14 protein-coding genes are annotated in these 13,301 nt (G+C 65.3%); 12 read left to right on the top strand and 2 right to left on the bottom strand.

Annotated elements, in window-relative coordinates:
• Positions 1-98: 98 nt before the first annotated feature.
• Entirely contained in the window at positions 99-1,139 is a 1,041-nt protein-coding gene (locus HZ321_RS12395) for an ABC transporter substrate-binding protein (RefSeq protein WP_181702679.1), read from the bottom strand.
• 180 nt (positions 1,140-1,319) lie between these two features.
• Between HZ321_RS12395 and HZ321_RS12390 the strand changes: the two genes are divergently transcribed.
• The gene (locus tag HZ321_RS12390; RefSeq protein ID WP_181702678.1) at positions 1,320-2,750 is read left to right on the top strand and encodes a TadE/TadG family type IV pilus assembly protein; all 1,431 of its coding nucleotides are present in this window, start codon (positions 1,320-1,322) and stop codon (positions 2,748-2,750) included.
• Positions 2,751-2,804: 54 nt separating this feature from the next.
• Here HZ321_RS12390 and HZ321_RS12385 read toward each other — a convergent pair whose 3' ends face one another.
• The gene (locus tag HZ321_RS12385; protein WP_181702677.1) at positions 2,805-3,863 is read right to left on the bottom strand and encodes an alanine racemase; all 1,059 of its coding nucleotides are present in this window, start codon (positions 3,861-3,863) and stop codon (positions 2,805-2,807) included.
• A gap of 135 nt (positions 3,864-3,998) precedes the next feature.
• Here HZ321_RS12385 and HZ321_RS12380 point away from each other — a divergent pair, with 135 nt between their 5' ends.
• The 11 genes from HZ321_RS12380 (at position 3,999) to HZ321_RS12330 (ending at position 13,232) form a co-directional block, all read left to right on the top strand.
• Positions 3,999-4,829 carry a transporter substrate-binding protein gene (locus tag HZ321_RS12380; protein WP_425305401.1) on the top strand — a complete coding sequence of 277 codons (831 nt, stop codon included), beginning with the start codon at positions 3,999-4,001 and terminating at the stop codon, positions 4,827-4,829.
• A gap of 118 nt (positions 4,830-4,947) precedes the next feature.
• Positions 4,948-5,610, top strand: a complete 663-nt coding sequence (locus tag HZ321_RS12375; protein ID WP_181702675.1) for an amino acid ABC transporter permease — start codon at positions 4,948-4,950, stop codon at positions 5,608-5,610.
• A gap of 5 nt (positions 5,611-5,615) precedes the next feature.
• A complete protein-coding gene (locus tag HZ321_RS12370; RefSeq protein ID WP_181702674.1) occupies positions 5,616-6,275 on the top strand; it encodes an amino acid ABC transporter permease in 660 nt (219 codons plus the stop codon).
• A 10-nt stretch (positions 6,276-6,285) separates the two neighbouring features.
• Positions 6,286-7,056: an amino acid ABC transporter ATP-binding protein gene (locus HZ321_RS12365; protein ID WP_181702673.1), complete on the top strand. Its 771-nt coding sequence runs from the start codon at positions 6,286-6,288 to the stop codon at positions 7,054-7,056.
• Between the two features lie 19 nt (positions 7,057-7,075).
• Positions 7,076-7,459: a RidA family protein gene (locus tag HZ321_RS12360; RefSeq protein ID WP_181702672.1), complete on the top strand. Its 384-nt coding sequence runs from the start codon at positions 7,076-7,078 to the stop codon at positions 7,457-7,459.
• Between the two features lie 27 nt (positions 7,460-7,486).
• Positions 7,487-8,302 (top strand): IclR family transcriptional regulator, encoded by an 816-nt coding sequence (locus tag HZ321_RS12355; RefSeq protein ID WP_181702671.1) that lies wholly within the window; start codon positions 7,487-7,489, stop codon positions 8,300-8,302.
• Between the two features lie 114 nt (positions 8,303-8,416).
• Positions 8,417-9,574 (top strand): ROK family transcriptional regulator, encoded by a 1,158-nt coding sequence (locus tag HZ321_RS12350; protein ID WP_181702670.1) that lies wholly within the window; start codon positions 8,417-8,419, stop codon positions 9,572-9,574.
• Positions 9,571-10,344 (top strand): ATP-binding cassette domain-containing protein, encoded by a 774-nt coding sequence (locus HZ321_RS12345; protein ID WP_181702669.1) that lies wholly within the window; start codon positions 9,571-9,573, stop codon positions 10,342-10,344. Before HZ321_RS12350 ends, HZ321_RS12345 begins: the two co-directional genes overlap by 4 nt.
• A gap of 24 nt (positions 10,345-10,368) precedes the next feature.
• The gene (locus tag HZ321_RS12340) at positions 10,369-11,409 is read left to right on the top strand and encodes a sugar ABC transporter substrate-binding protein (RefSeq protein ID WP_181702668.1); all 1,041 of its coding nucleotides are present in this window, start codon (positions 10,369-10,371) and stop codon (positions 11,407-11,409) included.
• Positions 11,410-11,472: 63 nt separating this feature from the next.
• On the top strand, positions 11,473-12,468 hold the full coding sequence (locus tag HZ321_RS12335; RefSeq protein WP_181702667.1) for an ABC transporter permease: 996 nt from the start codon (positions 11,473-11,475) through the stop codon (positions 12,466-12,468).
• Positions 12,465-13,232: an SDR family oxidoreductase gene (locus HZ321_RS12330; protein WP_181702666.1), complete on the top strand. Its 768-nt coding sequence runs from the start codon at positions 12,465-12,467 to the stop codon at positions 13,230-13,232. The genes HZ321_RS12335 and HZ321_RS12330 overlap by 4 nt, the downstream gene beginning before the upstream one ends.
• Positions 13,233-13,301: the final 69 nt, after the last annotated feature.

Raw genomic sequence — 13,301 nt, 5'->3', positions numbered from 1 at the left:
GGATCCTGGTCGGCGGAGCGTGCGAGGCTTTGGAATGCGCCGGGGCCTGCGTTCGCGGGCCCCGGCGGTATGCAGGCAAGAGCCGTGCCGGCAATCGCCTACTGGGCGAGCCAGGTGGTGAAGCGCTTGCGGATCTCCTCGCCGTTGTCGCCCCAGAAGCCGTAGTCGATGGTCATCGCCTTGGTCATGTTGGCCGGCGCCGTCGGCAGCTTGTCCAGCATTTCCGGATTGATGAACTCGGCGGCCGCTTTGCGGACGGGACCGTAGGTGATGTAGTTGGAGATACCGGCCATCACCTTCGGATCGGCGGTGTGGGCGATGAAGTCGTAGGCGAGGTCGAGGTTCTTGGCGCCCTTGGGGATCACCCAGTAGTCGGTGTCGAGGAGCTGGTTGTCCCAGACGATCGCGAACTTCTTGCCTTCCTTGTTGGCGTTGGCGATGCGGCCGTTCCAGACCGTCGTCATCACCACCTCGCCAGACGCCAGAAGCTGCGGCGGCTGCGCGCCGGCTTCCCACCAGACGGCGTCCTTCTTGATGGTGTCGAGCTTGGCGAAGGCCCGGTCCAGCCCTTCCGGGGTGGAGAGCGTCGCGTAGACCTCGGCCGCCGGCACGCCATCGGCCAGCAACGCGAATTCCAGGTTGCTCATCGGGTTCTTCCAGAGCCCGCGCTTGCCGGGGAACTTCGCGGTGTCGAAGAGGTCGGCGATAGTGGTCGGGCCGTTGGCGAGCTTCTCGGTGTCGTAGGCAAGAACCGTGGCATAGACGATGGTGCCGACGCCGCAATCGCTCGACGTACCGGGAATCCAGTCTTCCTGCGGGCCGATCTTGGACCAGTCGAGGATCTCGTAGAGGCCTTCGTCACAACCCTGCTGCAGGGTCGGCGCGTCCACGTCGACCACGTCGAGCGTGGTTCCACCCGCCTCGATCTGTGCCTTGATCTTGGCGATTTCCCCGCCGTACTCCTGCTCGATGATCTTGGTACCGGTCTTGGCGGTGTAGGTCTCGAAGTAGGCCTTGCGCTGCGCCTCCTGATAGGCGCCGCCGAAGCTCATGATCGAAAGCTCGGCCGCGGAGGCCATCGACATCGAGGCGGCCACAAAGGCAGCGCCAATGGCAAGATGTTTCAAAGTGCCCCTCATCTCTTAAATCTCCGGATTGTCGTCGCCAGCAAGAACGCTCCCGTCGATTGAAGATGAATCCCGCGCTGTTCGGAAATTCGTTGTCTAAATGCAGCCATAAGCGCCGAGGGCGCTAGGCCTGGAGGTCTGAAAGGGGCCGCGGTCTGCCGGTTGCCGGACCGACCGGAGCGCCTCGGTCGGATGAGCACCGAACGGCCGCTTGATGCGTGGCAATCGCGATGTCCACGCCCCAAAACGCCACCCCATCGATGCCCTGCACGCCCGGCTTGGGTGCTCGGGACGACCGATGCGCGTTTCGCCTCGGTAAAAGTTATTAAATATAAGATATTTACAAACCTGATGTACGGAGTAGTTCGGCTGCAGAAACTTGGGGGCCAAGCTGTGATCGCGGACCGGACCGGCAATGTTGCAATGCTCTTTGCGATTGTTTTCATGGCCATCATGGGCATCGTCGGATCAGCCGTGGACTATGGACGCGCGATTTCCACGCAGTCCCGCGCCGCCGCTGCCTTGGACGCCGCCGTGCTGGCGGCTGCAGAGGCGCTCCGCAACGACGGAAAGGCGCAGGCGACGGATGCATCGGCGCTGGCTCTTGCCCGCGCCACCGTCGAGAGATATTGGAGCGCGAACATCTCGGACATTCCGGTCGAGAAAGTCGTGACGTCGATCGTGCGCGACGGCGTCGACATCAACATCTTCGCCCGGTACGACAGCACCGTCGATACGACGGTGATGTCGATCGCCGGATTCGATACCGTCGCGATCGGGGGCACCGCGTCGGCGGTGGCGACCGGCTTTCCCTATATCGATCTCACGCTGGTCGTCGACACGTCGGCCTCGATGGCCCTGGGCGCGTCGGAAGCCGACATCGACCGGCTGCGCAACCAGTTCGGCTGCGCTTTCGCCTGCCACGACAATCCCGGAGCGGACTCCTACTCCTGGGCAAGGTCCAACGGCGTCAAGCTGCGCTATGACCTGATCCGCGACGCCATCCTGAACCTGGCCGACTACCTGGAAAACTTCAATTCGGGCGGTCGCATCCAGGTCCAGCTGTACGAGTTCAACGACAAGCTGACCCAGTTGTCGCCGCTGAACGCCAGCATGAACAACCTGCGCAAGAACCTGCCGTCCGATCCTGTGACTTCAAGCGAGACTGTCGGAGGGACCCGCTTCTGGGAGTTCGCCTCCACCCTTCCGTCGTTGGTCGCCAAATCCGGCGACGGCTCGACCCGCGGAAAAGCGACTCAACTGCTCCTGATGCTGACCGACGGCGTCCAGGACCCCAACCGCACCTGGACGTCCGACGTGCCGCTGCGCGCCTATGTCCGGGAATTCGATTGGACGGCCTGCGACCAGATCCGCGCCGACGGCGCCATGATCGGCGTGGTCCAGGTTCCCTACCTCAAGATGGATTGGGATTGGGGCTATGGCGAAACGTTGGGCCAGCCCAGCCTTCTCGGCCGGCCCGGCATGCAGCGCATCGACGACGTCTCGCATGCCTTGGAGAAATGCGGCGGCGATCTCCACATGACGGCCAACTCGCCCGAGCAGGTCACCAACAGCTTCCAGACGCTGTTCCGCAAAGCCGTGCCGATCCGGTTGACGCGGTAGCTGGTTGCGTCGTCCGCTTCCGGGAAAGATGCTGGCGGCGCGGTCAAGACACCGTCAGGTAACCCGACCACGCGCCACAACAGGCCAGGTCTCGACGCGACCGTCCAGCTGTAGCACCGACACCGCGTCGACCATGTTCGTCACCACGCAGGCGTGGTTCGGCAGGATGCGGACACGGTCGCCAACCGCGAGCCCGATCGGACCATCCGATACAAGGCGGCCGTGCTCCTCCGACAGCTGGTCGATCGTGATGTCCGGGCGTCCGAGAACCTCCCCGTAGCCGATGAGGCCGAGGAGGTCGGAGGTGAGCACCTTGGAGCCCGCGTCCACGATGGCCCGGTTCGGCGTCGGCACCGAGACGACGGTCGCCAGCACGGTGAGAGCGCAATCGGCTGGCGTGGCGACACCGCGCGCCACCAGCGACCGATCATTGTAGACGTAGGTTCCCGGACGATACTCGGTGATCACGCCGGCGGTCTCGGCTTTCCAGATATCCGGTGTTCCGCCCGACGTGACGACGTCCACGGAAAGTCCCCCGGCTTCGATCAGCCGCTTGGCCTCCGCGAGAAAGGCCGCGGCATCCGCCGCTTTTCCGGCGGCCGGATAGGTCATCAGCCCGCCGAAGCAAAGCCCCGGCGCTTCCTCGATAGCCGCCGCCAGGTCGGCTGCAGCGGCCGGGCTGGTCACGCCGCATCGCTGCCCTCCGGTGTCGCATTCCACCAAAACGATCAAAGGGTTCGGCCGGCTCGCGAAGGCTGATGACAGCCCGTCGACCACGGAACGGCTGTCGGCCACCACTGACAGGCGCACCCAGTCGGACAGCGCTACGAGGCGCGCCAGCTTTGCGGCGCCCATGACGTTGTAGGTAAGCAGCACGTCATGGATAGCGGGTTCGGCGGCGACGAGGGCCTCCGCCTCGCCGATCTTCTGGCAGGTGATGCCAACGGCGCCCGCCTCGATCTGCAAGCGGGCTAGCTGCGGCAGCTTGTGGGTCTTGATGTGGGGGCGCGTTACGAGCCCGCGCCGGTCGGCAAAGTCCTGGAAACGCCTGATGTTGGCGGTCGCGATCGCGAGATCCACCAAGACTGCGGGTGTATCGAGCTCGTCCAACATCGCCGGGAAATCCCTTCAACCGCGCCTTGACAAGGTTTGAACCAGCGCGGCTAATACGTCAATCCGCTATTTCAGGCATGTGTCCATTATAGCGGATATACCAAATCGGGGATCGAACTGGAGGGCGTCATGAACATGAAGTCGCAATTGCTTGGCCTTTCCTCAGCCGTCGTCATGGCGCTCGCGGCAACCGGCGCGCAGGCCGGAAAACTCGAAGACGTGTTGGCTCGCGGCAAGCTGATCGTCGGCACCGGCAGCACGAACGCGCCCTGGCACTTCAAGGGCGCCGACGACACCCTTCAGGGCTTCGACGTCGATGTGGCCAAGATTATCGCCAAGGCGCTGTTCGCCGATCCGGAGAAGATCGAGTTCGTCAACCAGGCATCCGACGCCCGCATCCCGAACATCACCACGGGCAAGGTCGACATCACCTGCCAGTTCATGACCGTGACCGGCGAGCGTGCGCAGCAGGTCAACTTCACGGTGCCCTATTACCGGGAAGGCGTCGGGCTGATGCTGAAGGAGGGCGGATCCTACGCCGACTACGCCGCGCTGAAGGCGGCTGGATCGTCGGTGACGATCGCGGTGTTGCAGAACGTCTATGCGGAAGAACTCGTCCACAAGGCGCTTCCGGAGGCGACCGTCGACCAGTACGACGCGGTCGACCTGATCTACCAGGCACTGGAGTCCGGACGTGCGGATGCGGCGGCCACGGACCAGTCGTCGATCGCGTGGTACATTACGCAGAACCCGGGCAAGTACAAGGATGCCGGCTACGGCTGGAGCCCGCAGACCTATGCTTGCGCTGTCGGGCGGGGCGATCCGGATTGGCTGAATTTCGTCAACACCGCGTTGCACGAAGCGATGACCGGCGTCGAGTTCGATACCTATGCGGCTTCCTTCAAGAAGTGGTTCGGCAAGGACCTGCCGCCGCCGGCGATCGGATTCCCCGTCGAGTTCCAATAACGGGGCCTGACCGGCGCCGGCGGTGCACGCACCATCGGCGCCGCAAGGCTTTTGCGTTTTTCGGTTGCTCCTCGCCGCGCCGTCATGGCGCGGCGCCACCACAGGTCCGGGCGGGTCCATGGGCTATACGCTGAACTTCTCCGCGGTCTGGCGGAGCTTCGACGACCTGCTGTTCGGCCTCGGCCTCAGCCTCCTCCTGGCCGTGCTCTCGATCGGCATCGGCTGCCTCATCGGGCTGGTGCTCGCGTTCGGGCAAACCGCGCGGCAACCCCTGCTTCGCGCGCCGGCCGGCCTCTACGTCACGGTGTTCCGCAACACGCCGTTGCTCGTCCTGGTGCTGATCTCCTTTTTCACCTTGCCGCAACTCGGACTGCGCCTCTCGAAGACAAACTCCTTCGTGCTGGCGCTGTCGCTCTACTCCGGCGCCTATCTCGCCGAAGTGTTCCGCGGCGGCCTGCTCGGGGTGCCGAAGGGCCTGCGCGAGGCCGGTCTTGCGATCGGCCTCACCGAGGGCCAGATCCGGCGCCGGATCATCCTGCCGATCATGCTTCGCGCCGTGCTTCCGGCGCTCGGAAGCACCTTCATCGGTCTCTTCAAGGACACTTCGCTTGCCGCCGCGATCGCCGTGCCGGAACTCACGTTCGAGGCGCGAAAGATCAATGTCGAGAGTTTCCGTGTGGTCGAGACCTGGCTCGTTGCGAGCGCCCTTTATGTCGGCACCTGCTCGATCCTCGCCGCGTTGCTGCGCCGGGTCGAAGCTCGCCTCTCGCTGGCGGGGTGACCGGCATGGAATCCCCCACCATCCTCGAACTCATCTGGTCGGCACGCTGGCCTATCCTCTACGGCCTCGGCACCACCGTGCTGATCTCGGCACTGGCGATTGCCGGCGGAACCGTGATCGGCGTGGGGCTGGGGCTGGTGCTTGCCTACGGCAACCTCGCATGGCGGTTCGCTGGCCGGCTCTACACCGACTTCGTCCGTGGCACGCCGGTCTTCGTGCTGGTGCTGGCCAGCTACTACATTCTTACCACGATCGGTCTCGATCTCTCGCCTTTTCAGGCCGGCGTGCTGGCGCTGACCGTTTTCTGCTCGTCGCACGTTGGCGAGATCACTCGCGGTGCGTTGCAGACGATCCCGCGAGGACAGACCGAAGCCGCCAAGGCCATCGGTCTCGGCTTCGGCCAGACCTTCCGCTACGTGCTCGCGCCGCAGGCTCTCCGGCTCGGGTTGCCCGCCTGGATCAACACCGCAGCCGAGATGGTGAAAGCCTCCACGCTGCTTTCGGTGATCGGGGTCGCGGAACTGCTTCTGCGGACGCAGGAGGTCATCTCCCGGGCGTTCCACAGCCTGGAGTTCTACCTCCTGGCCGGGGCGCTCTACTTTGCGATCAACTACGCCATCGAGCGGTTCGGCAGCTATGTCGAGCGCCGCGTCGCGACCGACTGAAGGGTTCGCTATGTCCGCCCCCCTCCTGGAAATCCGGGACCTCCACAAGAGCTTCGGATCCGTTGAGGTTCTCAAAGGCGTCGACTGCACGGTGCAGGCCGGCGAGGTGATCTCGATCATAGGGTCCAGCGGCTCGGGCAAGACGACGATGCTGCGCTGCGTCAACATGCTGGAGGACTTCGAGGGGGGCTCGATCCGGATCGACGGCGAGGAGATCGGGTACCTCACCGACGGCGGACGGCGGCGGCGCAAGCCGGAACGCGAGATCGCCCGCCAACGCGCCTTGACCGGCATGGCCTTCCAGCAGTTCAACCTCTTCCCGCACATGACGGCGCTGGAGAACGTCATGCTCGGGCTAACGCTCGTCAAGAAGATGCCGGCGGACGCGGCACGCGCGACGGCGGAGGGCTGGCTGGATCGGGTCGGCCTTCTCAACCGCAAGGACCACCGGCCGTCCAAGCTCTCGGGCGGGCAGCTGCAGCGTGTCGCGATCGCCCGCGCCATCGCGATGAGCCCGCGCCTGATGCTGTTCGACGAGGTGACCTCCGCGCTCGATCCGGAACTCGTGGCCGAAGTTCTGCAGGTCATCACCGACCTTGCCCGTGATGGCATGACCATGCTGATCGTCACGCACGAGATGCGGTTCGCGTTCGACGTCTCGAATCGCGTCATCTTCATGAACCAGGGGCGGATCGGCGAGGAAGGCGACCCCAAGACCATGTTCGCCAATCCCTCCACCGAGCGGCTCGCCGAGTTCCTCAAGAACTCCCGTTTCAGTTGAACACATCCAGGAGACACCGATGTCCATCACCCGTTACGGAGCCGGCGAAACCGGTGCCGGCAAGCAACCGCTTCCCTTCGCGCGCGCCGTGGAGGCCGACGGCTGGCTCTACGTGTCCGGCCAGGTCGCCATGGAGAATGGAGAGATCGTCCGCGGCGGCATCGTCGCGGAGACGCGCAAGACGATCGAGAACCTGATCGGAATCCTGCACGAGGCCGGATACGGCGTGGAGGATGTCGTCCGGGTCGGGGTCTGGCTCGACGATCCCCGCGACTTCTGGAGCTTCAACGGCGTCTACGCGGAGTATTTCGGCGCGAACCCGCCGGCGCGCGCCTGCGTCCAGTCGTCGATGATGGTCGACTGCAAGGTGGAGATTGACTGCGTCGCCTTCCGGCGGAAATAAGCAGGAGCGTTGCGCAGAGGAGACCGCATGGACAAGCCCGTCGATGATGCCACGACACGTCGGTCCCGCGGACTTGAGCGGGCCTTCGACATCTTCGACTGCCTGCGCAACAGCCGCCGGCCGATGCGCCCCAACGAGATCGCGAGCGCCATGGGAGCGCCGCGATCGACCATCTACGAACTGATCGGCGTGCTCCTGAAACTGGAAGCTCTCGAATACCAGGGCGGAGAGGGCAGGGTGTTCCTGGGCCGCAAGCTGTTCCTGTTCGGGGCCGCATACTCCGAGCAGTCGGACCTGCTGCGCCATTGCTCCGAACTGCTGGGCGAGATCGTCGAGGAGACGCGCGAGACGGCGCAGTTCTGCCTTCTCGACGGCAACAAGTATACCGTGGCGATGATGCGTGAGGGGTCCAGACCGTTCCGCATCTCGTCCAGCGTCGGCGAACGGACGCCGATCCCCTGGACCGCTTCCGGTCGCTTGCTGCTCGATCATCTTTCGGACGGCGAGATCCTCTCTTTCGTCCCGCCGGAGGACTTCCGTCTCCCCTCCGGCGACTGGCTCGACCCGGCGACCTACCTCGCCGAAGTCCGCCAGGCTTCGCGGGACGGCTTTTTCACCTTCGACAGCATCGTCGACAGCTACACGCACTGCTTCGCGGTGCCAGTGCGTCGGCCGGACGGGCGCGCGGCGGCGACGCTTTGCCTCGTCGCACCCAGAGCCGACGCCCGACGCAACCGTTCGGATTACCTCGACTGCCTTTTGCGCAGCGCGGAACGGCTCCGGGTGTTCTTCCTGAACGACGCCTCCGACAAGGACCTCGCCCGCTTCGCAACGGCCGGCTAGGGCCGCGAAAGCCGGAAGCAAAAGGGTCCAAGACCGATCTCCGCCTATTTCTGAAAACCGTTTGACGAAATATGGGGTCCATGCAACTCTCTGCATGTCGAGGGAGCGGGCCTCATGCTGAAGGGCACGAACCAGGAAACGGGACGACCGTTCAACAAGCGGATCGTGCTCGAGCTGATCCGGCGCCGGGGCCCGATCGCGCGGACCGACATCGCCGACAGCGTCGGCCTGACCGTCCAGACCGTCTCCACCATCGTCCGCGAACTGGAGGAAGACGGCTTCCTCGTCTCCGAGCGTGAACAGCCTAAGGGCAGGGGCGTCCCGCCCAGCAAGCTGGCCGTGAACCCGGACGGCGGTTTCGCCATCGGCGTCTACATCACCCCGCTCAGCGTCGAGGCGGCTCTGATCAACCTGCGCGGCGACATTCTCGCTCGGGTGCGCCGGGACGCCGAGCGCGCCACCCCGGACGAGGGCTTCGCGCTGATCCGCGATCTTGTCGCCGAACTGCGCGCTGCCGATCCGGCGCGCCGGCTGCTCGGGGTCGGCATGGCAATGCCTGGCCCGTTCGGCGTGGAATCGATGAGCTTCATCGGCTCCACGACCATGGCCGGCTGGCAGGGAACGGAGATCCTGGGCCGTCTGGCGGACGCGACGGGGCTTGCCGCCTTCGTCGAGACCGACATGGCTGCCGCTGCGCTTTGCGAACAGCTCTATGGCCGGGGCACTGCGCTGCGCGACTACTACTACCTGTTCTTCGGCGTCGGCCTCGGCGGGACGATGGTCCATGATGGCGAGGTGCTGCGCGGCAATTGGGGCAATGCCGGCGAACTCGGCCACATCACGGTCGTTCCGGACGGCGAACCGTGCTTCTGCGGGAATCGGGGCTGTCTTGAGCGCTACGTCTCGCTGGAAGCCCTAAGGCGCAGCGGCCTTGGCGAGGCTGCCTGGGCAAAGGCGGTCGACCCGCTGTTTCGCCAGGCGGTCCGGACCATCGAAAACCTGTTCGACCCCGAGACAATCGTCGTCGGTGGCTACGCACCAGCCGGGCTGCTCGACACTGTCACCGCGCCGGGCGCCGATTTCGGCAACTCCATCGCCGTTCGCCGCGACCGAAGCCTGCCGCGGGTGGTCGTCGCCAGCGGCGGCGAGGGCGGCGAAGCAGTGCTGCGCGGCGCCGCCGCCTTGGCGGTCCGGGGGGCGCTCTCGCCACGCCAGGGCCAGATGTTCGGCCCGGAACTGACCAGGATTGGCGGCAGGGAGGTGCGCGCATGACCGAACCGCTTCTCGTCCTGGAGGACATCCGCAAGAACTTCGGCGCCATCGAAGCGCTGAAGGGCGTGAGCTTCTCGATCGGCAAGGGGGAGGTCGTCGCGCTGCTCGGCGACAACGGCGCCGGCAAGTCGACCCTCGTCAAGATCATAGCCGGCGGCCACGAGGCGAGTTCCGGCCGTATGCTGTTCGAGGGCCGCGAGTATCGCGCGAAGACCCCTGCCGAGGGCAAGGCGATGGGGATCGAGACGGTCTACCAGGACCTCTCGCTCTGCACCAACGTCGACGTCGTCTCCAACTTCTTCATGGGCCGCGAAATCACGCGCCGCGTGCTCGGCATCCCCATTCTCGACGAGAAGGCGATGGAGCGCGAAGTCGCCAAGGCTCTCGCGGAAGCCGGAACCCGCATCCCGTCGCTGCGTGTCAACGTCGAGCACCTCTCGGGCGGCCAGCGGCAGGCGATCGAGCTCAACCGCTTCGTTCATTGGGGCGGCAAGCTGGTGCTGCTCGACGAACCCTTCGCGGCGCTCGGCGTCGAGCAGACCCGCCGCGGCCTGGAGATGATCCGGCACGTCGCCAGCCAGGGCATCGGCGTCGTGATCATCACCCACATCATGCAGCAGGCTTTCCAGGTCGCCGACCGGATCGTCGTGATCCGTCAGGGGGTGGTCGCCGGAGATGTCCCGACCCACCAGACGACGCCCGATGCCGTGATCAGGATGATCACGGGCGAAGCGCTTGCCGGCACCGGACCGGCAGCGGCGAAACGATAAAAGTCCGGCAGAGGAGTGAACACGATGAAACGACTACTGCTCGGTTTGACGACAGTGCTGGCGTTGATCGGCGCCATGCTCGTCCCCGCTGCTGCCCAGTCCAAGGGCACGGTCTACTATCTGGTCCCGACGCTGCTCGACGAATTCCAGACCGGGTCGGTCAGCGCGCTTGAGATGTTCCTGAAACAGGTCGGCTACGAGATGCAGACTCTCAACGCCGACAACAAGACCGACGCACAGCAATCGCAGATGAACGACGTCATCGCCTTGAAGCCGGCCGCGATCATCCTCGCCGCCGTGGACTTCAACGCGTTGAAGCCGTCGATCGAGGCGGCCCGCGCCGCCGGGATCCCGGTGGTCGAGTTCGACCGGCAGATCACCTCGACGATGTCGGACTTCACCTCCGTCGCGGGAACGATCGAGATCGGCCATGTCGCCGCGGCGGAGGCCGAGCGGCTGCTGAAGGAGAAGAACGGCGACGTGAAGGGCAAGATCCTCCAGGTCCTCGGCGACCCCGGCGACCCCTACACCCTCGATATCCAGAAGGGCTTCGAGGAGAAGATGAAGGCCTTCCCGGGCGTCACCATCATCTCGCAACCGGCCATGCAGTGGGAGGCGAGCAACGCCGGTACGATCGTGGCGGATTCCATCGTCTCCAACCCCGACATCGACCTGATCTTCAACCACGCGGCGCATCTGTCGGTGGCCGCCGTCGCCTCGCTGGAAGCAGCCGGCAAGAAGCCCGGCGAGGTGATGATGATGAGCTCCAACGGTGCGCCCGTCGGTCTGGATCTCATCCGCAAGGGTTGGCTCAACGTCGAGGTCGAGCAGCCTCTCTACGCCCAGGCAGCGGCGGTGGCCATGTTCATGGACAAGATCGTCGCCAAGGCGGAGATCAAGCCCGGCACCTACGACATCCTCGGGCTCGAGGGGACGGTTACCGGCGAAGCCTGGGGGCCGAACATCAAGATCCCCGGCGCCGCGATCACCAAGGACAACGTCGACGATCCGAAGTTCTGGGGCAACCTCAAGCCGCCCGCGACTCCGATCTCGCCGGTGCCCTGACCACAAGGCCGGACAACGGCCTCCGGGAACATCCCGGAGGCCATCCAACCGACAGGGTGGGAAATGACCCCGCGCACGCGCCGAGGAATCGAGTTCGTTCTCGACAACCTCGTCTGGTTCATGCTGCTGTTCGTCCTGATCGTCTTCTCGACTTTCGTTCCGAACTACTTCCAGCTTGGCATCTTCGCCAACATCATCGAAGCGTCGAGCGTGCTCGGCGTGCTCTCGATCGGGTTGTCGCTGGTGATCATCGCCGGCCACATGGACCTATCCGTGGAGTCGGTGGCGGCGCTGTCGGCGATGGCGGTGGGCATCCTGTTCTGCTCGGCCGGCATCGGCATCGGCGTGCAACTGCAGCCGGAATGGTTGGCGGTCCCGGTGTCTCTGCTGGTCGCCATCACCGTCGGCGGCCTGGTCGGGCTTCTCAACGGCTTCCTTATCGTGCGGATGAAGATGAACGCCTTCATCATCACGCTGGCGTCCTTCATCTGGGTCCGCGGCCTCGTGGTCGCTGTCTCCGGCGGCCGATCGGCGCAGGACCTCGCACCTGCGATCCGCTGGTTCGGCATCCAGCGCGTGCTTGGCCTGCCGCTCACTGCCTGGATCGCAGTGTCCTGCTTCATAGTCTTCTCGGTCCTGATGGCCAAGACGCCCTACGGGCGGCACCTCAAGATGATCGGCGGCAACGAGACTGCGACCTATCGTGCGGGCATCCGCGTGGCCCGCAACCTCGTCATCGCCTTCGTGCTCGCCGGGGCGATCGCCGGGCTGGCCGGATGGCTGCTGACGGTGCGCACGTCGGGCGCGACGGCGAACCTCGGCGTGGGACTGCTGTTCAACGCCTTCGCCGCGGTGGTGATCGGTGGCGTCAGCCTGAAGGGTGGCGTCGGTTCGCTGCCAGGCGTCTACGCCGGCGTGCTCCTGCTGTCCTCGATCAACACGGCGATCAACCTGATGGGCTTGCCGGCCAACTTCACCCAGGTCATCCATGGCCTGCTCGTGCTTGCGGCGGTCATGCTCGACACGCTCAAGCAGTCGGTTCGACGGAGGTTAGCATGACAGGCCGCCTGGAAGGCCGTACGGCCGTTATCGTCGGCGCCGCGCGCGGCATCGGCAAGGGCATCGCCCAACGTTTCGCGGAGGAGGGAGCCAAGCTGGTGCTCGGCGACACCGATGCGGATTGCCAGGCGACTGCGGACCAGCTCGGCGCCACATTCGTGCGTACCGACATCTCCAGCCTCTCCGACGCCGAAGCCGCCGTGGCCACGGCTATCGCGAAACACGGACGGCTCGACATCATCGTCCAGAACGCCGGGATCTACCCCTGGCAACTGATCGAGCAGACCAGCCCGGAAGACTGGGACCGGGTGATGGGCGTGAACCTGCGCGGCGCCTTCAATGCGGCCCGCGCCGCCTTGCCGCCGATGCGCGCCCAGCGCTATGGCCGCATCCTGTTCACCTCGTCCATCACCGGCCCGCACGTCACGAACCCGGGCCACGGGCACTACGCCGCCACCAAGGCCGGCATCAACGGCTTCATCCGGGCGGCGGCGCTGGAGTTCTCCGGCTACGGCATCACCGTCAACGGCGTGGAGCCCGGCAACATCATGACCGAGGCGATCCAGGAGCATCGCGGACCCGAATACATCGCCAGCATGGAGGCGGCGATCCCGCTCGGGCGGCTCGGTACGCCGCGCGACGTGGCCAACGCCTTCCTCTACCTTGCTTCCGAGGAGGCGAGCTACGTCACCGGCACGACGATCGTGGTGGACGGCGGGCAGCTGATCCCGGAAGGGGCCGACTTCCGCATCGCGCCGCCCTGAAGGGCGGTATCGCTCGTCCGTTTCGCAGCCCTCGCGGGCTTCCGGGAAGCACCACACCATGTCCGTCTA

Source organism: Chthonobacter albigriseus, assembly GCF_013839445.1.
Classification (GTDB): Bacteria; Pseudomonadota; Alphaproteobacteria; order Rhizobiales; family Pleomorphomonadaceae; genus Chthonobacter; species Chthonobacter albigriseus.
This window is presented reverse-complemented; position numbering and strand designations above follow the sequence as displayed.

Excerpts from the sequence above, each read along its gene's own strand:
- HZ321_RS12395 (WP_181702679.1), bottom strand. The coding sequence starts at position 1,139 with ATGAGGGGCACTTTGAAACATCTTGCCATTGGCGCTGCCTTTGTGGCC.
- HZ321_RS12390 (WP_181702678.1), top strand. The coding sequence starts at position 1,320 with ATGAGCACCGAACGGCCGCTTGATGCGTGGCAATCGCGATGTCCACGC.
- HZ321_RS12385 (WP_181702677.1), bottom strand. The coding sequence starts at position 3,863 with ATGTTGGACGAGCTCGATACACCCGCAGTCTTGGTGGATCTCGCGATC.
- HZ321_RS12380 (WP_425305401.1), top strand. The coding sequence starts at position 3,999 with ATGAAGTCGCAATTGCTTGGCCTTTCCTCAGCCGTCGTCATGGCGCTC.
- HZ321_RS12375 (WP_181702675.1), top strand. The coding sequence starts at position 4,948 with ATGGGCTATACGCTGAACTTCTCCGCGGTCTGGCGGAGCTTCGACGAC.
- HZ321_RS12370 (WP_181702674.1), top strand. The coding sequence starts at position 5,616 with ATGGAATCCCCCACCATCCTCGAACTCATCTGGTCGGCACGCTGGCCT.
- HZ321_RS12365 (WP_181702673.1), top strand. The coding sequence starts at position 6,286 with ATGTCCGCCCCCCTCCTGGAAATCCGGGACCTCCACAAGAGCTTCGGA.
- HZ321_RS12360 (WP_181702672.1), top strand. The coding sequence starts at position 7,076 with ATGTCCATCACCCGTTACGGAGCCGGCGAAACCGGTGCCGGCAAGCAA.
- HZ321_RS12355 (WP_181702671.1), top strand. The coding sequence starts at position 7,487 with ATGGACAAGCCCGTCGATGATGCCACGACACGTCGGTCCCGCGGACTT.
- HZ321_RS12350 (WP_181702670.1), top strand. The coding sequence starts at position 8,417 with ATGCTGAAGGGCACGAACCAGGAAACGGGACGACCGTTCAACAAGCGG.
- HZ321_RS12345 (WP_181702669.1), top strand. The coding sequence starts at position 9,571 with ATGACCGAACCGCTTCTCGTCCTGGAGGACATCCGCAAGAACTTCGGC.
- HZ321_RS12340 (WP_181702668.1), top strand. The coding sequence starts at position 10,369 with ATGAAACGACTACTGCTCGGTTTGACGACAGTGCTGGCGTTGATCGGC.
- HZ321_RS12335 (WP_181702667.1), top strand. The coding sequence starts at position 11,473 with ATGACCCCGCGCACGCGCCGAGGAATCGAGTTCGTTCTCGACAACCTC.
- HZ321_RS12330 (WP_181702666.1), top strand. The coding sequence starts at position 12,465 with ATGACAGGCCGCCTGGAAGGCCGTACGGCCGTTATCGTCGGCGCCGCG.